Source organism: Ruegeria sp. AM4, assembly GCF_056540665.1.
Genome location: NZ_JBQFXD010000008.1, coordinates 20,581 through 43,352, shown reverse-complemented (window position 1 = coordinate 43,352; position 22,772 = coordinate 20,581). Strand labels below are relative to the sequence as shown.

The 22,772-nt window shown below is 55.5% G+C and carries 24 protein-coding genes; 12 read left to right on the top strand and 12 right to left on the bottom strand.

The window, feature by feature from the left end; genetic code table 11:
• Positions 1–19: 19 nt before the first annotated feature.
• The gene (locus ACR0JA_RS15295; protein WP_480576513.1) at positions 20–226 is read right to left on the bottom strand and encodes a hypothetical protein; all 207 of its coding nucleotides are present in this window, start codon (positions 224–226) and stop codon (positions 20–22) included.
• Between the two features lie 88 nt (positions 227–314).
• On the opposite strand from ACR0JA_RS15295, the gene ACR0JA_RS15290 reads away from it, so the two are divergent.
• From ACR0JA_RS15290 to ACR0JA_RS15280, 3 genes are read left to right on the top strand one after another with little or no spacing between them, the layout of a single operon-like run.
• Positions 315–1,139: a class I SAM-dependent methyltransferase gene (locus tag ACR0JA_RS15290; protein WP_480576510.1), complete on the top strand. Its 825-nt coding sequence runs from the start codon at positions 315–317 to the stop codon at positions 1,137–1,139.
• A gap of 56 nt (positions 1,140–1,195) precedes the next feature.
• A complete protein-coding gene (locus ACR0JA_RS15285; protein ID WP_480576508.1) occupies positions 1,196–1,576 on the top strand; it encodes a group I truncated hemoglobin in 381 nt (126 codons plus the stop codon).
• Positions 1,577–1,580: 4 nt separating this feature from the next.
• Positions 1,581–2,609, top strand: a complete 1,029-nt coding sequence (locus ACR0JA_RS15280) for an adenylate/guanylate cyclase domain-containing protein (protein ID WP_480576505.1) — start codon at positions 1,581–1,583, stop codon at positions 2,607–2,609.
• Positions 2,610–2,632: 23 nt separating this feature from the next.
• Here the strand turns inward: ACR0JA_RS15280 and ACR0JA_RS15275 are convergent, their stop codons facing one another.
• Positions 2,633–4,132 carry a winged helix-turn-helix domain-containing tetratricopeptide repeat protein gene (locus ACR0JA_RS15275; RefSeq protein WP_480576502.1) on the bottom strand — a complete coding sequence of 500 codons (1,500 nt, stop codon included), beginning with the start codon at positions 4,130–4,132 and terminating at the stop codon, positions 2,633–2,635.
• Between the two features lie 229 nt (positions 4,133–4,361).
• Between ACR0JA_RS15275 and ACR0JA_RS15270 the strand changes: the two genes are divergently transcribed.
• Positions 4,362–4,805, top strand: a complete 444-nt coding sequence (locus ACR0JA_RS15270; protein ID WP_480576499.1) for a methyltransferase family protein — start codon at positions 4,362–4,364, stop codon at positions 4,803–4,805.
• A gap of 330 nt (positions 4,806–5,135) precedes the next feature.
• Here ACR0JA_RS15270 and ACR0JA_RS15265 read toward each other — a convergent pair whose 3' ends face one another.
• A complete protein-coding gene (locus ACR0JA_RS15265; protein ID WP_480576496.1) occupies positions 5,136–5,324 on the bottom strand; it encodes a hypothetical protein in 189 nt (62 codons plus the stop codon).
• A 476-nt stretch (positions 5,325–5,800) separates the two neighbouring features.
• On the opposite strand from ACR0JA_RS15265, the gene ACR0JA_RS15260 reads away from it, so the two are divergent.
• The gene (locus ACR0JA_RS15260; protein WP_480576493.1) at positions 5,801–7,075 is read left to right on the top strand and encodes a TAXI family TRAP transporter solute-binding subunit; all 1,275 of its coding nucleotides are present in this window, start codon (positions 5,801–5,803) and stop codon (positions 7,073–7,075) included.
• Between the two features lie 154 nt (positions 7,076–7,229).
• Positions 7,230–7,511: an HlyU family transcriptional regulator gene (locus ACR0JA_RS15255; RefSeq protein ID WP_480576490.1), complete on the top strand. Its 282-nt coding sequence runs from the start codon at positions 7,230–7,232 to the stop codon at positions 7,509–7,511.
• Between the two features lie 1,090 nt (positions 7,512–8,601).
• Here the strand turns inward: ACR0JA_RS15255 and ACR0JA_RS15250 are convergent.
• From ACR0JA_RS15250 to ACR0JA_RS15240, 3 genes are all read right to left on the bottom strand, one after another.
• Complete coding sequence (locus tag ACR0JA_RS15250; protein ID WP_480576920.1) at positions 8,602–9,978, bottom strand: TRAP transporter large permease; 1,377 nt, start codon at positions 9,976–9,978, stop codon at positions 8,602–8,604.
• The gene (locus ACR0JA_RS15245) at positions 9,866–10,684 is read right to left on the bottom strand and encodes a TRAP transporter small permease (RefSeq protein ID WP_480576487.1); all 819 of its coding nucleotides are present in this window, start codon (positions 10,682–10,684) and stop codon (positions 9,866–9,868) included. Before ACR0JA_RS15245 ends, ACR0JA_RS15250 begins: the two co-directional genes overlap by 113 nt.
• A gap of 70 nt (positions 10,685–10,754) precedes the next feature.
• A complete protein-coding gene (locus ACR0JA_RS15240) occupies positions 10,755–11,756 on the bottom strand; it encodes a TRAP transporter substrate-binding protein (RefSeq protein ID WP_480576484.1) in 1,002 nt (333 codons plus the stop codon).
• Between the two features lie 169 nt (positions 11,757–11,925).
• On the opposite strand from ACR0JA_RS15240, the gene ACR0JA_RS15235 reads away from it, so the two are divergent.
• From ACR0JA_RS15235 to ACR0JA_RS15220, 4 genes are read left to right on the top strand one after another with little or no spacing between them, the layout of a single operon-like run.
• Positions 11,926–12,831, top strand: coding sequence for an alpha/beta fold hydrolase (locus ACR0JA_RS15235; RefSeq protein ID WP_480576481.1), 906 nt, complete (start codon positions 11,926–11,928; stop codon positions 12,829–12,831).
• Entirely contained in the window at positions 12,828–14,222 is a 1,395-nt protein-coding gene (gene leuC, locus ACR0JA_RS15230; protein ID WP_480576478.1) for a 3-isopropylmalate dehydratase large subunit, read from the top strand. Before ACR0JA_RS15235 ends, leuC begins: the two co-directional genes overlap by 4 nt.
• Before the next feature lies 1 nt (position 14,223).
• Positions 14,224–14,829 carry a 3-isopropylmalate dehydratase small subunit gene (gene leuD / locus ACR0JA_RS15225; RefSeq protein ID WP_480576476.1) on the top strand — a complete coding sequence of 202 codons (606 nt, stop codon included), beginning with the start codon at positions 14,224–14,226 and terminating at the stop codon, positions 14,827–14,829.
• A 15-nt stretch (positions 14,830–14,844) separates the two neighbouring features.
• Positions 14,845–15,756 carry a LysR family transcriptional regulator gene (locus tag ACR0JA_RS15220; RefSeq protein WP_480576473.1) on the top strand — a complete coding sequence of 304 codons (912 nt, stop codon included), beginning with the start codon at positions 14,845–14,847 and terminating at the stop codon, positions 15,754–15,756.
• Between the two features lie 374 nt (positions 15,757–16,130).
• Here ACR0JA_RS15220 and ACR0JA_RS15215 read toward each other — a convergent pair whose 3' ends face one another.
• Both ACR0JA_RS15215 and ACR0JA_RS15210 read right to left on the bottom strand, forming a co-directional pair.
• Positions 16,131–17,258: an amidohydrolase gene (locus tag ACR0JA_RS15215; RefSeq protein WP_480576470.1), complete on the bottom strand. Its 1,128-nt coding sequence runs from the start codon at positions 17,256–17,258 to the stop codon at positions 16,131–16,133.
• Complete coding sequence (locus ACR0JA_RS15210) at positions 17,251–18,261, bottom strand: pyridoxal-phosphate dependent enzyme (protein WP_480576468.1); 1,011 nt, start codon at positions 18,259–18,261, stop codon at positions 17,251–17,253. The genes ACR0JA_RS15215 and ACR0JA_RS15210 overlap by 8 nt, the downstream gene beginning before the upstream one ends.
• Before the next feature lie 84 nt (positions 18,262–18,345).
• Between ACR0JA_RS15210 and ACR0JA_RS15205 the strand changes: the two genes are divergently transcribed.
• A complete protein-coding gene (locus tag ACR0JA_RS15205) occupies positions 18,346–18,825 on the top strand; it encodes an Lrp/AsnC family transcriptional regulator (protein WP_480576465.1) in 480 nt (159 codons plus the stop codon).
• 93 nt (positions 18,826–18,918) lie between these two features.
• Here ACR0JA_RS15205 and ACR0JA_RS15200 read toward each other — a convergent pair whose 3' ends face one another.
• On the bottom strand, positions 18,919–19,806 hold the full coding sequence (locus tag ACR0JA_RS15200; RefSeq protein WP_480576462.1) for a c-type cytochrome: 888 nt from the start codon (positions 19,804–19,806) through the stop codon (positions 18,919–18,921).
• A 13-nt stretch (positions 19,807–19,819) separates the two neighbouring features.
• Positions 19,820–20,287, bottom strand: a complete 468-nt coding sequence (locus tag ACR0JA_RS15195) for a c-type cytochrome (RefSeq protein ID WP_480576459.1) — start codon at positions 20,285–20,287, stop codon at positions 19,820–19,822.
• 85 nt (positions 20,288–20,372) lie between these two features.
• Here ACR0JA_RS15195 and ACR0JA_RS15190 point away from each other — a divergent pair, with 85 nt between their 5' ends.
• Entirely contained in the window at positions 20,373–21,224 is an 852-nt protein-coding gene (locus tag ACR0JA_RS15190; protein ID WP_480576456.1) for a LysR family transcriptional regulator, read from the top strand.
• Between the two features lie 98 nt (positions 21,225–21,322).
• Here ACR0JA_RS15190 and ACR0JA_RS15185 read toward each other — a convergent pair whose 3' ends face one another.
• The gene (locus tag ACR0JA_RS15185; RefSeq protein WP_480576453.1) at positions 21,323–22,033 is read right to left on the bottom strand and encodes an aspartate/glutamate racemase family protein; all 711 of its coding nucleotides are present in this window, start codon (positions 22,031–22,033) and stop codon (positions 21,323–21,325) included.
• Complete coding sequence (locus tag ACR0JA_RS15180) at positions 22,030–22,734, bottom strand: GntR family transcriptional regulator (RefSeq protein ID WP_480576450.1); 705 nt, start codon at positions 22,732–22,734, stop codon at positions 22,030–22,032. The genes ACR0JA_RS15185 and ACR0JA_RS15180 overlap by 4 nt, the downstream gene beginning before the upstream one ends.
• Positions 22,735–22,772: the final 38 nt, after the last annotated feature.

The window sequence follows — 22,772 nt, the reverse complement described above, 5'->3', positions numbered from 1 at the left end:
CGTTGCAAAGGCTCGATCTTCAAACGGCATCCGGGACAAATTCGTGATCGACAAGTGCGGCGTCTATGGGGCCGGAATTCGAGAAGTGAACCGAATTTCGAAGCGGTTCATAGAGCGACGCGTTCGCCAAATGTGTGGCTTCAAGTCGTTCGCAACTGCCTTCGCTACATTGGATGGCACCGAGGTTGCGAAAATGATCCGAAAACGCCCAATCTGCAGAAAACATCAGACATTCTACAGGTCTTCTGCAAGTTTCAAATCCCGATCTTTGGCAAGAATGCTTCCATTGAATGCGATATCAATGGAGACAGACAATGAATACCGCCGCCTTAGTTTCACCTGCACCCGACTTGGCTGCAGTAAAATCAAAACAACACGCGACTTGGTCGTCGGGCGACTACGCCGCCGTAGGTACGACTTTACAAATTGTCGGTGAAACCCTTGCGGAAGCGATGGATTTGCGCCCGGACGCGCGCGTTTTGGATGTTGCGGCAGGAAATGGCAATGCCACGCTGGCAGCCGCGCGGAGACACTGCGATGTTGTCTCAACAGATTATGTTCCCAGTTTGCTGCGCGCCGGTGCCGCCCGGGCCGAAGCCGAGCATCTGACGGTAGCCTTTCGGGAAGCCGATGCAGAGGATCTGCCCTTTGAGGCCGCATCTTTTGATCATGTCACTTCTACGTTCGGCGTCATGTTCACGGCCAACCAACAAGCTGCCGCCGACGAAATGCTGCGCGTCTGCCGCAGCGGGGGCACGATCGGTCTTGCCAACTGGACGCCAGAAAGTTTCATCGGCGAAGTGTTTCGAACCATCGGCAGGCATGTGCCACCGCCAACCGGCGTTCGTTCTCCATTGGAATGGGGAACCGAGGAGCGCTTGCAAGAACTCTTTGGGGCACAGGCCAAGAAGATCGAAATCACAAAACGCCATTTCACCTTCCGTGAACGTTCACCGCAACACTGGGTCGAACATTGGCGCGAAGTATATGGCCCCGTACACAAAGCCTTTGCCGCCGTTGGCGAGCGGGCACCGCAGCTTGCAGCGGACCTTATCGCCGTGGCGCGAAACTACTCCGCCGATACTCAGGCCATGATTATTCCAGCGGAATACGCCGAGATCATCATTCATCGAGCGTGAAGAAAGTCTGCGCCCGGCGGAATGCCGCCGGGTCAATCGTATTAAGGAGACCCTGTATGCTCGGGCGTTCAGACAACAAAAGAGCACTCCCGCTTTTTGACAAATACGGTGGCATGCGTGCGTTGCACTCGGTGATCATCAATTTTTACGATCGGGTATTGGACAGCGAAATCGTTGGCCCGTTTTTCGACGATGTCGACATGGCCAAACTGATCGATCACCAGACAAAGTTCTTCGCTTCGGTTCTGGGTGGGCCCGCGAAGTACACGGATCAACGACTGGTCAGCGCTCATTATCACTTGACCGTCACAAATGCACATTTCGATGAAGTCATAGCGCTTTTGGGTGAAACGCTGACCGATGCGGGTTTTGCACCGGAAGATCTTTCCAAAACGCTGTGCGCTGTCGAAGCGCGCCGTTCGCTGATTGTGAGGTAGCACTATGCGGATACAGGATATCAGTGCGAGGCTGCTTGGCTCCATCAGAGTTGGCATTTGCATCGTTGACTCTGACACCGGCATCATTGTTTCGCTAAACCAGACATTTGAAACTTGGTTCAGAGGCACGACCCAGGGACAGGTTTTGAATTTGGATATGCCCTGTGCGCCCAGGGAACTGCCAGACCGACAACCGGTGGAAATTCGCACGAAAGTCAAACACCGGACTGTGATTGTCGAGCTCAACGCGCATGAAGCGGAATACGAAGGGCGTAGACACGTTGTTATCGAAGGACACAACATTTCCCGTCTGCGCGAGACCGAAGCCATGATCGACAGCTACGCCGCCATGGTGGAAAAGCGCACGCGCGAGCTGGAGCGACAGAAGACGCGGGTGGAAAAACTGCTTCTGAACATGATGCCAAAATCCGTCTTTGAGGAGTTCATGACATTCGGTTGTGTCGCCCCGCGGTTGTTTGAGCCGGTAACCGTCATCATGCTCGATTTTGTTGGATTCACGAAGATGGCGGCGGCAGGTGATCCGAATGTGACGGTTTCAGAACTGAATTCAATCTTCACCGCCTTCGATCAGATTGGCGAACTTCACGGGAGCGAACGGATCAAAACCATCGGTGACTGCTATATGGCAGTGACCGGATTGCCGCATTCCACATCAGATCACGCGCTTTCTGCCGCACGCGTCGCGTCTAAAATGATACGGTTTTTAGAGCGGCGCAATCAAACGCACCAACACCAATGGCGCGCCCGCATCGGCATCGCGAGCGGCTCTGTAGTTGGCTCTGTCGTCGGTGTTCAGAAATACGTGTACGACGTCTTTGGTCCTGCTGTGAACATGGCCGCGCGGTTGCAGGTTCAATCAGATCCTATGGAGATAACTATTTGCAACACTATGCGCGAGGAACTTATCGACAAGTTCAGAATCAGTGAGGCCGAGACCGTTTCTTTGCGTGGGTTTGGGGAAACGCAAATTGCCCGTCTGAGGCAATATCAATCGCACGAAAATGCCGCGTGAGTCGTATACTTGGCTTCTCAGACTTAAAAACCCGCCTTGCGAAATGAATTAAGCATTCGGTCACGGTAGGCCTGATCTCTCACGACACTTGCAGCGACAAGATTCTCGGCGGTGGCATCAGGTCTTACGCTACGGACTTTTGCGGCCATGGCATGCATCCTGTCGGTCAGGTTCAGTTCGGCAGCGCAGGCTAGGATCAGGCGCGGCGCCCATGTAGAGCCGGGCGCTTCAATGTAACCTTGTTCAAGCAGAGATAATGCATCTTCATATTCGCCCAATCCGTATCGGGCGGCGCCAATGCCAAAGTAATAGCTAAACCGCATCGGATCATGCGGGCTAAGACGCAAGGCTCTTTCGTAGTTCGCTACTGCTTCGTTCATGTTCCCGGCGAAGGTTTCCACGGCCCCCAACATGGCCCAGGCCCAAGCCAGACTCGGATCCAGCGCAAGCGCAGACTCAAGGTGATGGCGCGCTGCGGTATGTTGCCCTGCGGCCACCTCGGCCGTGGCCACGAAAGTCAGAACCAATGCATCGCGCGGCGCAAGGTCAAGCGCGCTTTTGCCATGTTCCATCGCCTCTGCAAGTGCAGCTGGTCCGTCCGGGGCCCAATCGGACATCGCCTGTTGTCCCAGGCACCACGCAAGCATGGCATGTGACAAGGCATGTTCGGCATCTGATACCAATGCACGTCGCAAATGAACTACGGCCTGCCGATTGTCATCCGCATCCATACGCATGCAAAGCGGCGTTGCGCGCAAGAGTTCATGATAAGCATCCGTCAAGTCAGCCTCGGCCAGGGCGCGTTGCACTTCAACCATCATTATATTCGGGACGAGACGGCCCAGAATGGCAGCAACAACCAGGTCCTGTGCCGCAAAAGGATCTTCGAGTTGCCCTTCAAAACGATCTGCCCAGACCTCTGCTTGCCGTCCGGCATGTAATAGAGATGCATTCAGGCGAAATGCATTACCCGCGAACCGCAGCTTGAGCCCAAGCACGTACCGAACGCCCAATTCTTCGGCTGCTTGCTTTGCGTCGTCCTGACCTGAATATCGCGCGACATAAATCGTTCCAACCCGGCCTATGGCTGCGCTAATATCGTCTTCCAATCCTTCGCCGAAGGCCCGTTGGGCATCTGTTGGATGCACCATTGTGGTCGCCATGATGGCAATTGAGGGTTGCGATAAAACTGCTGCAGAGCCGGTCTTGTCATGCGTTTCCTCGACCGAGCCAACAAATTGAAACCCGTGCCCATGTACAGTTCGAACTAAAGCCTGTCGCGCACCGTCATCTCCAATGGCTGCTCTGACCGCCTTGACCCGGCTGCTAAGAGCTGCGTCCGAAACGATCCTGCCTTTCCAGATAACCGAAAAAATTTCGTCTTTCGACACGACACGTTCTCGGTTCTCAATGAGATGCCGAAGCAGCGCAAATACCTGTGGTTCGGTAGCAACTGGAACGTCTTCCCGCGTCAATTGCAGGCGGCTTGCGTCCAGAACGTATTGATCAAATGCATATTTCACAGGGTAATTCTGCGCGAATTCAGATTTTTCGTAAAGCGCGAACGCAATTCGCAGCGCGCACGTGCTGCTGTTGTCATATCCAGGCAAAGCGTTGTGGCCGCGGCCGGTCTGCTTACTCGTCAAGTCTTCAGAAAATCATCAGAAAACCTCCAAGAAAGGACCAAGCATCGGATCAGCCAGCTTGGGCAAACAGGGTCATCTGAAACAAAGATGAATTTGAGCCTGACTTGTGAACCGCCCTGGTCTGATCCCGGCCATGTGGCAGTGGCGCCCGCTGCCCGAAACGATCTGGATTGCCGATGGCAACCTTGTGTGGCTGACCTATGGCATCTGCGCACTGGGTGTCTTTCTGGTTTTGCTTTCGACCTTTCTGATCGACCATTTTGAGTTGTTTCGCCTGCAGCAAATTTGGACCGCGAGCAGATTGCAACCTATGCCCAAACCACAATTCAGAACGCCCGGGCTTTACCGCCACGTGCGTCACCCGATGCAGCTTGGCGTCAGACTGGTCTTGTTTGGCACGCCGCACATGACGGTTGGTCACGCGCTCTTTGCCGGGTTGATGGCGGTCTACGTGATAATTGGCCTATGGTTCGAAGAAAGATCTCTGGTGCGCGAATTTGGCGGTACTTACCGCACGTATATAGCAATGGTTCCCATGCTGAAGCGGTAAGCAGGCACAATCGCTGAAGCGACGCGTCGTCGTTATGGACCGTGCCACCGCTTCAGGAGAATGGACGAGGTTTACATCAAGGTGATTGGTAAATGGGCCTATTTCTCATGAGCTGCCGGCAAGCACGGCAAGGCGTATGATTTCATGCTTTCGTAGCTTCGAAACTATCCCGTCCGATGCTCGTTTTTAAGTCCTTTGCTTCGGTTTCAGCGACCCTGGCAGGCATCGATGCTTCGCACAGGTCCGCAATCGCCAATTCACACCAGAACTCCGCCCCTTTCAACAATTCAAAGAGCTGCTCGCATAACAAATTAGGTCAGACGTATTTCTCTAAACTTCGGTAGACTTCGCAACAGAACCTGCGAAGGCAGCGAAGGCCTCGACGGTTGGTTGTTCATTTTTGATCGTCAGAATTGGTCCGCCGGCATAATTCGTGTCAACAATTTCTTGCGCGGTCGAAGCAGCTACGATGATCGTTGTCCCGGCGACAATTGCTGATCCAAAAATCAAAAAAAACATCCGCTCGTTCCTTAAATTTAAATTTGCATCAGAAAACCAAGGCAGTCGTCACAATGGAGTATTCGGTGCGCATTCTTTTCTGCGCTGCAACGCAAACGGCCATATGGAAAGAGCACTGTAGCATCAGATATTTACAACTCGATCAGAACAAATTTCTCTGATGGATCGGGTTGCTGCCACAAACTTTTTTTGATCCCCTAAAACATGAAAAGAACAGTCAAGGGTAATACCGCCGGATATAGATCTTGCACTGGGATTAGAGCCTAATTCGGAGGCAGTGCAGGGCGACTACTCGATGCGGATCGGCGTCACATTAGGGTCAAAGCACGCGCAATAGGGCTGACTTTGGCAATTTTTTATCTTTTTGGCGCGTGGCGCCTGTAACCGTTTGCGTAGGGACGCGAACGCTCAATAATTGACAAAGAGTTGCAACAAAACAGATTATCGGCAGGATTTCGTAATTACCAAGAAGACCGATGCGACTGTTTTTCACTCTTCTAATACCCGTCTTCGTCGTTGTTTTAGTAATTCTTCTAATCAGCAGCCTTGTTCCACCCGAGAGCATTCGGCTTGCCACGGGGCCAAAAGACGGCGGGTATTGGCGGATCGGGTCAGAGTATCGGTCTAAGCTGGCCAGGGACGATATCTCGCTCGAGTTGGTTGAGACAGCTGGCTCGGTTGAGAACATTCAACGGCTCATCGATGGAGATGTAGATGTCGCCTTCGTGCAGGGCGGAATACCTCTTCCTGGTGACCACGGACTGGAGTCCCTTGGGGCTCTTTTCCCTGAACCGTTGGTGATTTTCAGACGCTCTACTGCACAAATTGGCCCATACCCCGGGGACTGGCGCGGAATTCGTTTGGCTGCTGGCCAGGTTGGATCGGGCACACGCGCCGCGGCTTTGGCCCTTATAGAAGCAGCGGGTATTCAGGACTCGGGCATCGAGCTTAAGGAAATTGGTGGTTTCGAGGCCATTACTGCTTTGCGCTCCGGTGAGGTGGACGCGGCGTTGTTTGTATCGCCTTTGGATGCTCCATACTTGACCGAGGCTATCGTCGATCCTGATTTGGATCTGATCCAAATGGCATTGATCGACGCCCTATCTTTCAGATTTGTCAGCGGCCATTCCGTTGTTGTACCTGCCGGGTCAGCCACTCTGGCACCGCCGCGACAGGAACAGGACGTCAAAATACTGACTTTGACCGCATCAATGATAGCAACCGACGAATTGCATCCGGCGGTTGTCGACCGGCTCGCGCATAGTGCAAACAAGATCCACGGAGATCGAACCGTACTGCAATCAGCCAAGGAATTTCCAAACACCAATTCCCCTCCTGCGCCAATCAATGACGTCGCCTGGCACATGATCAACTCCGGGCCCAACATTCTTCATGACATTTTCCCATTCTGGGTTGCTGCACAGTTTGGTCGCGTACTGCTTTTCCTCTTGCCGCTGTTCTTTCTCGCGCCATTGCTTCGTCTCGTTCCGGCTTTTTATGTGTGGTTCCAAAACCGAAGAGTTTGGCGGCACTATCAACACATTGCATCGCTGGAAGCGGAGATGGAAGACGCTGCGACGTCAGAGGAAATAGAAGCTGTAGCGAAGAAACTCGATGACATATCTGCGACGCTCGCGAATCTGAACTTGCCGCTTGCATACCGTCAAAAGGCGTACGACGCGCGGCTGCACATCGAACTTATTGCGCAAGAAATCGAACGTCGCCGCTCGGGTAGGCACCAAAAACACTAAGCGCCTTCCACCCAATTGAACCATAGCTTTGCGCTGAATGGCGCCTTGGGTGCTTTCGGATCAAGATTCCAATGAATTGATCGCACAACGCGCTTCACCCCGGCCCTGAGCGGCGCTAGTCTCCGACCAGTACAACGCTGAAAGGAGCCGCTCGATGTCCCTCTTCTCAAAACTCTTCGGTGGCGTTGAGAAGTCCAAGCCGGAGCCGGTCTCATACAAAGGGTACGAAATCTATCCTGACCTGATGCCCGAGGGTAGCAAATACCGCCTGCTGGCCCGTATCGAAAAGACCATCGACGGAGATCGCAAGACCTATGCGGTGATCCGCGCGGATGTATTCGAAAACCGTGATCAGGCCGAAAGCTTTAGCATCGCCAAAGCGAAACAGGTGATTGATGAGCAGGGCGAACGCATATTCGACCAGAGCAGCCGTTAGCTTGTCGCCCGCTCTATGATCTGGACCGCAAGTTGAACGAAGTCTTGCGCGTCACCCGTAGGCATGTTTCTAAGTACTGGTCCTAACACTCGCCTTGGTTGATCCTTGGTCAACCCTTGTTCGGCGAAGAAGCCCTTGTACAGCAATTTAGCCGCCGATTGTTGGTTTTGGCTGCTTTTGCACGGCGCATATGCGAACCTTCGTATAAGTTTTTGGTCGGCAGCTTTGTCCGCATACTGACTGTAGTCGCTTCACACCTTTCCGTCACCAGTTTCGGATAGATTGAAACTAGTAGATCAAAGGTGGTCCCAAAGAAATCCGAAAATAGCGGCCAGGTAGAGGCCCGCGATAACATAGCCTTTGTATCCGTGATCCGCCCATTCCTGCATCGTCAGTGTAAAGCACTTCAGGCGACAAGTATTGAGGGAACCCGAAAACTCGCCGCCGAAAAGAAAGAAAGTCGCTAAACCACCGAACAAAATCAGCGATAGCCACTTTCTATTCTGCCGAGGTATCCTAATCCGCATGTGGTCTGTTTAAGGCATCAAGATAAGTGACACCGTGAACTAAGTCACGCTCCGGCAAAGGCGCATGAAGTGAACGGAAACAAGAGTTTAGCGTACTTGGCAGTGTCCACTTCGAGCCGAGGCGGTGTGGAAATCTCTTTGGCTATTTGCCGTCCTTTGCTTGTATCATTTGGAATTTTCGGTTTCTTGACCGTTCTGAGGCTTTTGCCCGGCAGCGGGGATGGAAATCGAACTCTTACGGATCTTTTGCCGTGCAATCTGGTTATTTCGCCCCAATTCAGGCCGGAATGGCGGTCGGAAGCCGACATGCGGCGATCGGAGCGATCAAACGTTTGGAGTAACAGTGCGTAATGCGCAGGCCATAGGTTGCGAGCGCAAAGCGCCGACGTAAACCATTGCGGTTTGTGAAGATATTTCAGCTCGAGACGTACCTAACATCTGCTCAAATCTTGCGACGAGACTTTCGGAAGAAGGGTGTGTCGCACCGCCAAGACGCCATGGGCGATCGGACCCACCGTCTGAACAAAACGCGCCGGCGACAGATGCCGCCAGCGCACTCCGCATCACTGGGTTATGATTTCCGGTCCCATGAACGTGTTGGGCAGGAATGTCGACAGGAACGGGACGTAGGTGACGATGATCAGGAACACGAACAGCACGGCCAGGAACGGCAGGGCTGCTTTGACAACGCTCATCATTGGCATTCCGGCAACGCCCGAGGTGACGAAGAGGTTCAGGCCCACCGGTGGGGTGATCATCCCGATCTCCATGTTGACCACCATGATGATGCCCAGATGGATCGGGTCGATGCCCAACTCGATGGCGATGGGAAAGACCAGGGGTGCCACGATGACCAAGAGGCCCGAGGGTTCCATGAATTGACCACCGATCAGCAGGATGATGTTGACGACCACAAGGAACATCACCGGACCAAAGCCTGCCGACAGCATGGCATTGGCAACCTGCTGCGGGATTTGCTCATCCGTCAGCACATGTTTCAGGATCAGCGCGTTGGCGATCACAAACAGCAGTGTGATCGTCAGTTTGCCGGCATCAAACAAGGTCTTTTGAGTGTCCGGATGCACAATCGCGGTGACAATCGCCCAAGGCTTGCTCCTAAGAGGAATGCGCGGGCCGGCAGGCGCGTCTTCGATTACTGCGGCTGCGGAAAGGCTGCGGGTTTTGGGGGCGGCCAGTGGCCCCATGTCTTTGTACACAAAGGTGGCGATGAAGAAGGCATAAACTGCGGCCACAGCTGCGGCTTCGGTTGGCGTGAAGATACCGCCATAGATGCCGCCCAGAATGATCACGATCAGGAACAGGCCCCAACCGGCCTCGCGGCCCGACTGGAACACTTCACCCCAGCCTTTCCATTCGCCCTTGGGAAGGTTCTTGATCTTGGCGATCACATAGATCGTGACCATCAGCATCAGACCTGCCAACAGCCCGGGAATGACACCTGCAAGGAACATTCGGCCCACTGACACTTCGACTGAGGCGGCATAGACCACCATCACAATGGAGGGTGGGATCAGGATGCCCAGCGTACCGGCGTTACAAATCACGCCGGCGGCGAATTCCTTGGAATATCCGACTTGCCGCATACCGGCGATCACAATTGTACCGATGGCAACCACGGTGGCAGGCGACGACCCTGACAGCGCGGCAAATAGCATGCAGGCAAAGACGCCAGCAATGGCAAGGCCGCCCGGGAAATGGCCAACACATGCAATGGAAAACCGGATGATCCGCCGCGCCACACCGCCGGTTGTCATGAAGGACGAAGCCAGAATGAAGAAGGGGATCGCCAGCAGGGTAAAGTGGCCTTCAAATGCGGCAAACAGGGTCTGCGCGACCGAGGCGAGCGAACTGTCGGAAAACCACAGCAGGAATAGAATTGAAGACATCCCAAGAGAGATTGCTATCGGGACGCCGATCATCAGGAACCCGATGACCATGGCAAAAAGAAGGACGGTTTCCATTATTTCGCCTCCGCGTTCTGGCTTCAATTTCGGCCAGTTCTTCTTCAACCTCGTGGCTGGCCACGAGCCGATCCGTCTTTCCGTTCAGGATGCTGAATGTCGCCTGAACAAACCGTAGCAACAGCAAGGCCATCGAAATCGGCAGCACGATGTAGGGCAGAAAACGCGGGATTTTTTCGTAGGCTTCGCCCTCGTTAAACGTGCCCGCCATCCATGCAAGAATCCCGGGCATCGGGATATCATTGGTCTCGTACCAGCCCTTTTCGCGATAGTCTTGCTCGAACCCAAGCGGGAACCAGCGCCCCTCGGTGGCGGGCAGGTTGGCGAAGTTGGCCCAGTAGTCCCAAGATCCCTTTAGCATTAGAAATGAGAAGGCGACACATACGGCGGCAGCGGCCAGCGCCAGCCGTTTCCGGGCTTTGCCGTGCACCATGTTCACCATCAGATCGACACCCAGATGCGCGTGTTTTTTTACCGCGTAGGAAGCCCCCAGCAGAACCAGCCAGGCGAACAGGAAGACCGTCATCTCCAACGCCCAAAGGATGTTTGAGTTAAAGACATATCTGGCGACGACGTTGGCAAATGTCAGTGCGGTCATCAGACCCAGAATACCGGCGATCAAGACCTCTTCGATCCGGTCCATGAACGAGTGATTGTTGGTCATAGCCTACCCTCCCAACAGCCGTTTTCAGGAAAACAGCAGGCAGGATTGTCCTGCCCGCCGATGGTGTGGCTCAGAAGCCAGAGTTGATCTGAACCGCCGCGTCGAGGGAGTCCTGACCGATATCGTCCGAAAACTGATCCCAAACCGGCTGCATGGCGGTGACCCAGGCTTGGCGTTCGTCATCCGACAGGGTGCGGATAGTGCCGCCTGCATCCAGGATCGCTTGACGGTTCTTTTGATTGACCTCATAGGATTCCGAGTTCCGGGTGGCCGTTACTTCGTCCAGAATGGTCAGGAACTGCTCGCGGACCTCTGGGTCCAGACCGTCCAGCCAGTCCACCGAGGTCACCACCAGATAGTCGATGATGCCGTGATTGGTCTCGGTAATGCCGTCCTGCACCTCGAAGAATTTCTTGCCATAGATGTTGGACCAGACGTTTTCCTGCCCATCGACAACACCCTGCTGTAGCGCGCCGTAGACCTCCGAGAATGCCATTTTCTGAGGGCTACCTCCGATGGCTTCCATCTGCGCCACCAACACGTCCGAGGACATGACCCGGAATTTCAACCCATCCGCATCGGCGGGAATAACCAATGGCTTGTTGGCCGACATCTGTTTCATGCCATTGTGCCAAAAAGTCAGCCCCTGAAGGCCACGACGCTGCATCGAATCCAGCAGGGCTTGTCCGGCGTCCGAGGTCTGGAACGCATCGACCGCCTCGATATTCTTGAACAGGAACGGCAGGTCGAAGATGCGGAATTTCTTGGTGAATTTCTCGAATTTGGACAGTGAGGGCGCGGCCAGCTGCACGTCGCCCTGCAACATGGCTTCGAGCACCTTGTCGTCATTGTAGAGGGTCGAGTTCGGAAAGACCTCCATACAGGCTTTGCCGTCCATCTCATCGTTGATGCGCTGTTCAAGTAACGTCGCTGCGATACCCTTGGGGTGTTTGTCCGTATTGGTTACGTGGCTGAACTTGATGACGACTTCGCCTGGATCACAGGCGGCAAATGCGGAACCCGCACCAGTAACGAGCGCAACAACCAGGCTTGATGTCTTCCAGAATTTCATAGCTTCCTCCCGTTCTGTCAGGCCGGTCTGACCCGATCAAAGATGCTGAGCGAGAGTACATACTTGGGCGGCGATGATTTTTCGGAAGAATTGATCAGTTTATTCGATCAATATCGGTGTAAAAGTCGGGTATCGTGAATAACAACCCATTTTCGCGGAGCGCTCCGGTATGTTTCTGGAATTCGAGGAACTGACTCTGAATGTCGGCGAGCAGAAGATATTTGTTCGTCACGGTGGCGACCCCGGCAATCCGGGCCTTTTGCTGTTACACGGCTATCCGCAGACATCGGCCATGTGGCACGCTGTTGCCCCGCAGCTGATAGATCAGTTCCGTGTCATCTGCGCCGACCTGCGCGGATATGGCCGGTCGTCCAAACCCGCCTCGGATGATCGCCATACGCCCTATTCGAAACGTGAAATGGCAAAGGACATGGTCTCGGTCATGTCTCAGATGGGGCATGAGACGTTTCTGGTCGGCGCCCATGATCGTGGCGCGCGGGTCAGCCATCGGATGGCTCTGGATCATCCGAAGAACGTCCGGGCGATGGTTCTGTTGGACATCGCGCCGACGCGTGAAATGTATCGCGATACCTCAAAGGAATTCGCCACTGCCTATTGGCACTGGTTCTTTCTGATCCAGAAACACCCCATCCCGGAACAGATCATTGGCTATGATCCCGCGCAGTTCTGGAAATTGAAATGCTTTAATCAGGCCAAGGGCGAAAACCCGTTTACCTCTGCGGCGCTCGACGAATACATCACTGCCTTCGGCACACCAGAGGCTATCCACGCCGCATGCGAGGATTATCGCGCCGCGGCGACCATCGACATTGAACTTGACGATCAGGACGACGGGCAGAAGATAGAACAACCGCTGCTGGTCCTATGGGCCAAGCGTGGAGTGATCGAGACTTGCTTTGATGCGATGGCGCTGTGGCAGGAGCGAGCGCACCGGGTTGAGGGCGAGGCCGTCGACGCCACGCACTACATGGCCGAAGAGATCCCGGACGAAATAGCCAACCGAATGCGCGCATTTTTCCTGCGCCAGATCGATCAGAAGGATGCCGCCGAATGAGCAGGACGCTTTACGATAAACTGGTGGACGCGCATAAGGTCTGTGATCTGCCGGACGGCGACATGCTGATCTATGTCGATTTCCACATCATGAATGAATACACCAGCCCGCAGGCCTTTTCCGGGCTGGATCAGAAAGGACTTTCCGTCTGGCGGCCCGAGGCTCATCTGTCGGTAGTCGATCACGTGAATGCCACACGGCAGCGCGATCCGCATGATGCAGCGTCCAAGTTGCTGATTGATAATCTGGAGACCAATTGCAAAAAGCACAACATCGCCTTCTATGGCCTGGGTGACCGCCGCCAGGGGATCGAGCATGTTGTTGTCCCCGAACAGGGGCTTGTCGCACCGGGGATGTTGATCGCCTGCGGCGACAGCCATACCACCACCTATGGCGCCTTCGGGGCGCTGGGTTTTGGTATCGGCACATCCGAGGTCGAACATGTGCTGGCGACGCAGACCCTGCGCTATAAGCGGCTGAAGACGATGCTGGTCAATATCGATGGCGATCTTGCCCCCGGTGTAACCGCCAAGGACATCATCATGAAGGTCGTTCAGGTGGTCGGCGCAGGCGGCGCCAATGGCTATGCCGTAGAGTTTTCCGGCTCAGCCATCCGCGCACAGGAAATGTCCGGGCGGATGACGATTTGCAACATGGCGGTCGAGTTGGGCGGACGGGCCGCCCTGATTGGAGCCGACGAAAAGGCGCTTGAGAAAATCAAAGGGCGCGCGCATAGCGGTACGCTGGATTTTGGTGGTCTGGAGTGGAACTCGGACCCCGGCGCAGAGTATGATACGGTGTTCGAGATCAACGCCGCCGATATTGCCCCGCTTGTCAGCTGGGGCACCAGCCCGGATCAGTCGGTGCCGGTCGATGGCTCAGTTCCGGCCGAGACAGAGGGGATGACGCCCAAGGCACGCGAGGCGCTGACCCGAGCACTGGACTACATGGACCTGAAGGCTGGTCAGGCGATGACCGATATTAAAATCGACAGCGCCTTTATCGGATCGTGCACCAACAGCCGTATCGAGGATCTGCGCGCAGCGGCCACAATCCTGAAAGGGAAAAAGGTCGCCGGGTCGGTGAACGCCATCGTCGTTCCGGGCTCGACCTTTACCCGCCTACAGGCCGAATCTGAGGGGATCGACCGGGTGTTCAAAGAAGCGGGCTTTGACTGGCGCCCTGAAAGCGGCTGTTCGATGTGCCTTGCCATGAATGACGATATCGCCATGGATGGCGAGCGGATTGCCTCCTCGACCAACCGCAATTTCGAAGGCCGGCAGGGCCGCGGGGCACGCACTCATTTGATGAGCCCAGAGATGGTGGCCGCCGCCGCCATTCATGGCCGTATCGCGGATGTCCGCGAGTTTCTGAGCGAAGGAACGGAATAAGTTGCCAAAAACTGTTCACGGGCTGGCCGCCGCCTTGCCGCTTGCCAATGTCGATACCGATGTGATCATGCCTAAACGCTTTCTGATAACGATCACACGCGAAGGGCTGGCGGATGGCACTTTCGCTGATCTGCGCTTTCACGACGACGATACGCTGCGCTCGGATTTTGTGCTGAATACGCATCCCTGGCACAAGGCCAGAATATTGGTTGTCGGCGACAATTTCGGATGCGGGTCCAGCCGGGAACACGCGGTTTGGGGGCTGGTTCAACTGGGTATTCAGGGCATCATCGGCACCAGTTTCGCGGGCATTTTCTACGACAATGCGCGCAAAAACGGACTTGCCTTGCCCATCGTCAGTCCCGAGGTGCGGGATCAGTTAATGCAAGCGGCGTCCCATGAGGATGGTGTCAACTATACGATTGATATCGAAAACCGGGTCATCAGACACGGAGAGGCAGAGCTGCCGTTTGAAATGGACGACGCAACGCAGACCGCTCATCTTGAGGGCCGCAACGATACCTTGAACTCGCTGGAATTCGCTGATGCGATCCGTAAATTTGAACGCGGGTTGGGCGAACGGCAAAGGGTGCGCGTGATACAGTAGCCGAGGTGGTTTGATTTGGAATTTCGCCAACTTCAGTGCTTTGTGGCAGTCGCCGAAGAACTGCATTTTCGAAAGGCAGGCGAACGCCTGGGCCTTAGTCAGCCAGCCTTGTCCGACCGTATTTCCGCGCTGGAACACGAGTTGGGCTTTGCCCTGTTCTTTCGGACAACCCGGCAGGTCAGCCTGACGCAAGCGGGGTCCGAGTTCCTGCGCGATGCTAAACGTATTCTTGCAGATATCGACAAATCCGTTTCCAAGGCCCGGCACACGGCCGACAGTGGGCTGAAGACACTGCGAGTCAGCGGCGTTGACGAGGCAATCTCGATGCTGTTGCCGCCGGCGCTGATGGAATTCCGCAAAAGGCAACCTTCGGTTCATGTGGACATTCTTGAGATTTCGTCTTCGGATCACCATACGCAAGAGCTTGCAAATCACCGCACTGACATTGCATTTGTTCGCCAGCCTCCTGAAGACGAGTTTCTGAAGGCAGATCTGTTGTACCAGCAGGGCGCCGTCGTGGTTTTGCCGTCCGCATCGGAACTTGCCAGTCGGGAAACGCTATCAGCGGCGGATATCAGGGATCATCCGATTATCGGGTTTCCAAAACACGCCCGCCCGATCCTTCACCACCTGCTCTGGAACAGCTACCGTGCCCAGGGATGGCAACCGGACATTGCCTGCGAAGTCATTGACAAATCCACCCTGCTGCAACTGGTGGCGCACGGGGTCGGTATTGGGCTGGCACCCGCCTGGATTCGCGTCCTCGCGCCGCCGCATTTAAGTTGCATCCCGTACCAAACGGACGGCCAACGCATCGAACTCTACGTCGCGCGACGAGCGGCAGGAAACTCGAAAATGGTCGACGAGTTTGTGGACGTAGTCAAAGAAGCCTCATCGCGATTGCATGCCGTCGGGACGGTTCGGTGACCGGACCCCTGTTGCGATCCACAGAAGCACTCGTCTTTGAATCGCGCCTCGGAATACCCCGTCGTTGCTAGAAGTGTCTCAATCGGACAACTTTGCGATGAGGTGTACGCACGTAGGGCAGATCTAGAGAGCACGCGAGACAATGCGTTAGCTCAGTTCCCTAAAGGGCCAGTATCTTCGGCGCTCTTGGCGCTTTGAATGCGGTCCCGCGCTTGCTTGCTAAACTCAGGAATTTCTTCACGGGTCGAAAGGATGGCCTCGGTGGTCATCTAGAACCGTTGACCGAGCGCACCGGACTACGCGGCAAAACGCATATGACGGTCGATATCACCCGCCAGTTCTCGGCGAGCACCGGCCTCAACGGGCCCCGCTGCTCAGTGTCCTCCATTCTTCGCCAGGCGGACCCAAAATGCGATCCCGTGATCAATGGCGCTATCATTGAAATCATAGTCGGGGTTGTGCAGCGGCATTGCGGCGCTGCCATTGTCACCATTCCCCATGAGGACAAACGCGCCCGGCCGGTGCGCCAGAAACTCCGCAAAGTCCTCTGAAAATCCGACGCGACCATAGTTTGCATCAACCCAACCGACGGCCTTCGCGGCCTCAGCGACCTCGCGGGTTGCAGCGGCGTCGTTTATCAAGGGCCGGAACGAGGTCGCATAGTCCAGGTCCGCTTCAGCACCTTGCGCCGCGCTTATGCCTTCAACAATTGCCCTCATCCGGGTTTCGATCTTTGTCGAAACCTCATCTGAAAAACCGCGACAGTCTCCTTTCAGAGTGACGTTGCTTGGCAGGATGTTGCGGGCACCATCAGTCAGGAATTCAGTAACCGAAACAACCGCATGATCCTGAGCGGGAAGCGACCGAGAGACGATGGATTGAAGTTGCATGACAATGGCAGACCCGGTCACGATGGGGTCAACGCCCTTTTCCGGCATCGAGGCGTGACCGCCGCGACCTTTGATCCTGATCTCGAAATTGTCCTCGAAGGCGCAGAACGGTCCGGCTTGGGTTGCAAAGTGACCAAGCGCCATACCCGGCATGTTGTGCAGCCCATAGATCGCCGACATCGGGAAACGCTCAAACAGACCGTCGGCGATCATGGCAGCCGCACCGTTGCCATTCTCTTCGTCGGGCTGGAAGATGAAGTGGACCGTCCGGTCCAGAGACTGATCCGCCGCGAGGTGCAGGGCAGCGCCAAGCAACATTGTGCTGTGCCCGTCATGCCCGCAGCCGTGAAACTTCCCCGGATACTTTGAACGGTATTCAAAGCCATTTGCTTCTTCGATCGGCAAAGCGTCCATATCCGCCCGCAAGCCGATCGCTGTGTCTTCAGGCCCCCGCTTCAGGGTTGCGACAAGGCCCGAACGGCCAAGCCCAGGTGACACTTCAAGCCCGGCCCGTTCCAACTGCTCAGCTATCAAACGCGGTGTACGCTCCAGATCAAATCCGGTCTCAGGATGGGCATGAAGATCGCGACGGAAAGCGACTAGATCAAGCATCAGGCAGGCCTCGTTCGGATAGAATAACCAAGGGTAGCTCAGCGCCTTCGCGCATGGCAACGACAAGGCCTGCTGCGCCGGATGGCGTGGTCGAGAAGCCCATCTCGCGGGCTTGCAAAACGGCCTCTTCAGCTTGCGCGTCGCTGATGGTGACCCAGTTGTCCGCGCAGGCGCTCAGGATATCCAGCGCCAGCATAGAAGGCGTTTTGCAATCAAGCCGTCCCATTTTGGATACCGGGCCTTCAACGGTTACAATCTGGCCTGCTTTGGCGCTGTCTCGCAGGCAGGGTGCGGCGTCAGGTTCAACCACGACGATTTGTGGTTGTTTGGCCCATGTTTTGCGGATCATGTAGGCGATCGCCGATGCCAATCCACCTACACCCGCCTGCAAATAGACATGGCTGGGCCAGCGTCCCGAAGCCTGAAAAGACAGCCGCATCTCTTCGGCGATCACAGTATAACCTTCCACCACCAACCTTGGCGGTTCTGTGTAACCGGGCCATGACCCATCGGCGAGATGAACCGCCCCCGTGCGTTCCGCATCGGCAATGGCAGCCGCGACACTGGCTTCATAGTCCGCGCCTGAGCGGACAACCTCTGCGCCTTTGTCTCGCAAACGTCGGGCAAAGTCTTCCGGAACGGTATTAGACAGATGGATGCGGGCCCTGGCCCCGAAAATCTTTGCCCCGGCGGCGACAGCCAGACCATGATTGCCCGCACTAGCGCAGACAAACACGATGGACTGCGCGATTTTCTGAACAGCAACATCCTGAAAGCTGGTCTGGTCCAAACGAACATCCGTGTGCGCTTCGATAAGCTTGGCAACCGCGTAGACGCCGCCAAGCGCCTTGAAGGCGCCAAGGCCCATGCGGTCAGTTTCATCCTTGACCAAGATCGGGCGGCCCGCGATCTGGCAGGTTAGCAGCGGAGATGCCCGATAGGCCGGGCAGTCTTTGATCAAAGCCAGTGGCTTTGTGACGTCGAGGTTTGCAATCTTTTCCATGGGATTGATTTTAACCGGCCCCGACTATGCATATCGGTCTAATTCTGACATCTTTCGGGAAAAATTCTCACGAAGGACGTTATTTTGACCAATAAACTCGATTCAGCCGATCAGAAACTTCTGCAACTCGTACAGGTTGATGCGCGCATGGGGCTGGAGGCTCTGGCCGCTGAAACAGGTCTCTCTGTCGCGTCCGTTCAAAGGCGGCTCAAGGCGCTGAAATCCTCTGGGGCAATTGCGAGCGAGGTTGCCATCGTTGATCCCAAAAAGGTTGGGGTCGCGATGAGTTTTGTCGTCATGGTTGAACTGGAGCGCGAGCGCCAGGATCAAATCGATGCTTTCGCCAGACAAGTGCGGGCCGAACCCAAGGTTCAGCAGTGTTACTACATAACGGGCGACGCCGATTTCTGCTTGATCTGCACCGCGCGGGACATGGATGATTTCGAGGACCTCACCAAACGGTTGTTCTTTGACAATTCCAACGTTCGGCGATTTAGAACTTCGGTTGTCATGCGCCCTCACAAGGTCGGGCTAGGCGTGCCGATACCGGATCAAACAGACTGATGCGTTAGCACCAAAAACCGCCGTCTCTGCCTTACGTGTGATTGTCTGGTGCCGTCCGCAGCACGGCACCAGACAATCACAGGGGCGATCGGTTCAAGGAACCGGAACGGATTTAAGATAGGCCGCAATTGCCAAGCGCTCGTCATCTGTGAGCCGCGATGTGTTCTCGATAACCTCGACCATCTCACCTCCGGCGCTGTCATAATCCGGTGTGAAACCTGATTTCAGATACTCCGCAATGTCAGCCTCGGACCAGTCAAGCCGGTCTGGCGTTAGCCCGGGAATGCGACCTTTACCGCTTGGGTTTGGCGCGCCTGTCAGCCAGAGTTCGCGTTGCAGGCCACCCAAGGCATTTCGCGGCGTGTGGCATTCGGCACAGTGACCCAGCGCCTCCACCAAATACCGGCCCTGGATTTGTTGGTCGTTCAGGTCACCTTCGACAACCCAACCTGGCTGAAAGAACAATTGCTTCCACCCCCCAAGTGCTCGTCTGACGCTGAAGGGGAAGCTGACTTCATGCGTTTGGCTTTTGTTCTCAGCCGCAGGAAGTGTGCCGAGATATGCGTGGAGCGATACAATGTCCTCTGCGGTCATGTTGGTGTAGGACGAATATGGAAAAGCTGGGTAATAGTGCTGCCCTTTGGGTCCGGTCCCATGGATCATTGCATTGGCCAAGTCCAATGCGGACCAGGAACCGATACCAACCACCGGATCGCTGGAAATATTGGGGGCGATGAATGTGCCAAAGTCTGTTTCGAACCGACGACCACCTGCAAGGGTGAGCTTACCCTCATCAACGGCGTCCGGCGCCGAATGGCAAGACGCACATCCCGCTGCAAAGAAAACAGTTTCACCCCTAACGAGATCAGGAGAGATCCCGTCCAGCTCCGCTTGATCAAACCGTTGAGGTCGGGTCAGAAATAATCCGACCAACCCGACCACAAATACGGCCACAGCCGTGAGAAGGAATACCCGCCGCACGGCTATCTCCTAATCAGTCTTTCGGTGCCCTGTACGCTTTGTGACATGCCGAGCAGCTTCCACCCAGATCGCCCATCGCCGCCTTTAGGGCATCAACATCTTGCCCCGCCGCTGCTTGCATCGCGACGGCAGCATCCGCCATCGCCTGTCCCTTGGCGCCTACATCGGGGAAGTTTTCCCAGATCGCGGGCAATGCTCGTGAGGACGGGTCGGACACATTGTCTGATCCAGCCGGCCACATTGCGGATTGATCAATCTGCGTCAGAACGACCAGATTATTTGCGGCCCGAGTCGCTGCTTCGGCATCATAGTCAACCTCTCCTTTTGCCATGCCGCCAAGCGTGCCAAGATTGAATGCATAGAGTTGCATGATTGAGGTACGCGCTTTCACAGCCGGGTTTTCACTTTCATGTGCGATGGCTGTGCCAATAGCGGCAATCGACAATAGGCCTGCCGCGAAGATCAAGAATTTCTTCATCATGATGTGTCTCCCTGTTCAATAACCGGATGTTAGCTTGAACGAATTTTCTTGTAATTGTTTGTTATTGGTCTTCTGTTGTTAATTTATGAACAGGGATAACTGGGACGATATCAGGTATGTGCTTGCCGTTAGCAAATACGGTTCACTAAACGCGGCCGCTGCTGCTTTGGGGGTCACCCATGCGACGGTTCTGCGCAGGGTTGCAGCATTCGAAAAGCGCGGTGGCTGCCTGGTCTTTCAAAAAAGCCCGACCGGATATTCTGTTCTCCCCGAAGCGAGTTCGATCTTTTCGGCTATGGAAAGTGTTGAAGATGCGGTTCTTGCAGTTGAGCGGGCGATTGTGGGCGCAAATCGCTCTCCTGTGGGCCAGGTCCGGATAACATCCACCGATAGTCTTTGTCAGAATGTCCTCCCCCCCATATTGAGCGAGATCTCGCACCGGTACCCCGGCCTGAAATTGACCTTGCTGAGCGGCAACAGTCACCACGATTTGTCCCGGCTAACTGCGGATATTGCGGTGCGCCCGTCGATCAAGCTTGGCGAAGGGCTGATTGGACAGCGGGCCGGCACGTTGTCATTCGGCGTCTTTGACGACGGTTCCCCTGATCGCAAATGGATGCGACTGGATGGGGCGCTAAACAGTTCGCTCCCTGCCAAATGGCTGGCAGAGAATGTGGCCGATGACGACATGACCAACGGTGCAGACAGCTTTTTGGTGCTGCTGCAGATGGCCGCTTCGGGAATCGGAAAAACATTCCTGCCATCATTTCTAGGAGACGCGGACCCTCGACTTCAAAGATCGTGCGACGCCGTCCCAAGATTAGAAGTTCCGCTGTGGGTGGCGACACTGGACGAAATCGCAAACACGCCGAGATTTGCGATTGTGCAGCGGGCGTTGGTTGATCGTTTGGTAACCTGCAGCGCTGATCTCGCGTGAGTCTGGCATCATCCAAAGCGCAGGTCTGTGGGTCTGGGTGGCACAACTCGAAGCCGTCTGTCGACAAGCTAAGATACGTCGCATGACCAAGGCAAACGCTAATAGGTCGGGGGTGCCAGCCCCGCCTGGAACCAGGTGACAAGCGAGACCATCGAAAAAACTGGCAAGCCTGTGGCCTGCTGGATATCCGCTGCGTATGGGCACATGTTCGTGCACTCAAGAACAATTGCGCCAAGCTCTGGGTGGTTCGACTGCAGCTTACGGGCGGCCTCGATATTGTCGGCGCGGGCGTCTTCCACATCAAGCGTCATTTCATTGTCAAGAATGACCCGCGTAAACTCACGCCCGCCTTCGGTGGTGCCGATCGGGGTATCCGGCGGCACCTGTGCAGCTTGTAGGTGATCCTGAGTTAGCGTCGAGGCCGATATCGTCAATACTCCGGCTCGCTTGCCCGCCGGAAGGGTGCGGTTCACCATTTCGACCTGCATCAGCGAGGATGTGACGACCGGAACCGGGACCGCCTTTGACAGTTCGTGCTGAAACAGGGACAGAAATCCGCAATTGGTTGTGATCCCGTCGACGCCGTCTTTGACCAATTCTTGCGCTGCTGCGATGAACGCATCCAACATGCCTTCGGCCTTATGTCGCACGACACGGTCAGGCGAGGCGTCGCGAACAATTCGATACAGCACCGGGAACGGCCATGTTTGCGCATTGCCCATGTCGCCAGGAATGCGAGGAAACCGCGCGTCCAGCATGAGAATGCCGACCGACGCGCCATAGATGGATTTGCCGCCCTGTGCGATCATGCCTTCGCCTCCTCAATGATGCGGGCAGAAATGACGTCGGACCCTTCCATATAGATGCTGGAAATTCCTTGCCGCACCGCCTCTTGCACTTGGTCCATGCGCTTGGCGATATGAGCGCCCAAAACGCGGGCTGCGCCGTCTTCGTCGCGATCCAACAACGCTTGCATCACCTGTTTATGCTCGTCTTTCGAACGATGAAGGCGGTCCATGCTCATCGAGATCCAGCGGATATACCGGATGCGTTCGTTGATCCGCGTCAGCGTTTGCAGAAGCTCTGCGTTGCCGGACAGTTTGGCGATGCCAAGATGAAATGCTTCGTCCCGCTTTACAGCGCCCTCGACGGTCAGGCCGGTGATGTCTATCCCGGTCGAATAGAGCTCCTCGCGCAGCGACCTGAGGTCACCATCCGACGCCTTGACGCAGGCGGTGCGAACGGCGGCGACCTCGATAATCTGCCGCAGTTCGAACAGGTCAAACACGCTTTGCGCGTCAAGCGGACGGCAGAAGAAACCCTGACCGGGGCGGAAGTCAAACAGGCGTTCAGCGACCAGCCGGTTCAACGCCTCGCGCAGGGGTGTGCGGCTGACGCCCAGCTCTTTCGATAGAGCCACTTCGTTCAGACGGTCACCGGGGCGCAGACGGAATGAGACCGCCATCGCCTTGACCTGTTCGTAGATGTCATCGACGCGCGGACCCGCCATATCGTTTGTCCTTTCGGCTGCGATTCACAGGTGCCACA

Coding starts and splice junctions, on each gene's coding strand:
- ACR0JA_RS15180 (WP_480576450.1), bottom strand. CDS start 22,734: ATGGCGGGTCCGCGCGTCGATGACATCTACGAACAGGTCAAGGCGATG.
- ACR0JA_RS15245 (WP_480576487.1), bottom strand. CDS start 10,684: ATGACCAACAATCACTCGTTCATGGACCGGATCGAAGAGGTCTTGATC.
- ACR0JA_RS15210 (WP_480576468.1), bottom strand. CDS start 18,261: ATGGAAAAGATTGCAAACCTCGACGTCACAAAGCCACTGGCTTTGATC.
- ACR0JA_RS15260 (WP_480576493.1), top strand. CDS start 5,801: ATGCGACTGTTTTTCACTCTTCTAATACCCGTCTTCGTCGTTGTTTTA.
- ACR0JA_RS15235 (WP_480576481.1), top strand. CDS start 11,926: ATGTTTCTGGAATTCGAGGAACTGACTCTGAATGTCGGCGAGCAGAAG.
- ACR0JA_RS15285 (WP_480576508.1), top strand. CDS start 1,196: ATGCTCGGGCGTTCAGACAACAAAAGAGCACTCCCGCTTTTTGACAAA.
- ACR0JA_RS15185 (WP_480576453.1), bottom strand. CDS start 22,033: ATGATCGCACAGGGCGGCAAATCCATCTATGGCGCGTCGGTCGGCATT.
- ACR0JA_RS15255 (WP_480576490.1), top strand. CDS start 7,230: ATGTCCCTCTTCTCAAAACTCTTCGGTGGCGTTGAGAAGTCCAAGCCG.
- ACR0JA_RS15250 (WP_480576920.1), bottom strand. CDS start 9,978: ATGATCGGCGTCCCGATAGCAATCTCTCTTGGGATGTCTTCAATTCTA.
- ACR0JA_RS15240 (WP_480576484.1), bottom strand. CDS start 11,756: ATGAAATTCTGGAAGACATCAAGCCTGGTTGTTGCGCTCGTTACTGGT.
- ACR0JA_RS15215 (WP_480576470.1), bottom strand. CDS start 17,258: ATGCTTGATCTAGTCGCTTTCCGTCGCGATCTTCATGCCCATCCTGAG.
- ACR0JA_RS15195 (WP_480576459.1), bottom strand. CDS start 20,287: ATGATGAAGAAATTCTTGATCTTCGCGGCAGGCCTATTGTCGATTGCC.
- ACR0JA_RS15190 (WP_480576456.1), top strand. CDS start 20,373: ATGAACAGGGATAACTGGGACGATATCAGGTATGTGCTTGCCGTTAGC.
- ACR0JA_RS15280 (WP_480576505.1), top strand. CDS start 1,581: ATGCGGATACAGGATATCAGTGCGAGGCTGCTTGGCTCCATCAGAGTT.
- ACR0JA_RS15295 (WP_480576513.1), bottom strand. CDS start 226: ATGTTTTCTGCAGATTGGGCGTTTTCGGATCATTTTCGCAACCTCGGT.
- ACR0JA_RS15290 (WP_480576510.1), top strand. CDS start 315: ATGAATACCGCCGCCTTAGTTTCACCTGCACCCGACTTGGCTGCAGTA.
- leuC (WP_480576478.1), top strand. CDS start 12,828: ATGAGCAGGACGCTTTACGATAAACTGGTGGACGCGCATAAGGTCTGT.
- ACR0JA_RS15265 (WP_480576496.1), bottom strand. CDS start 5,324: ATGTTTTTTTTGATTTTTGGATCAGCAATTGTCGCCGGGACAACGATC.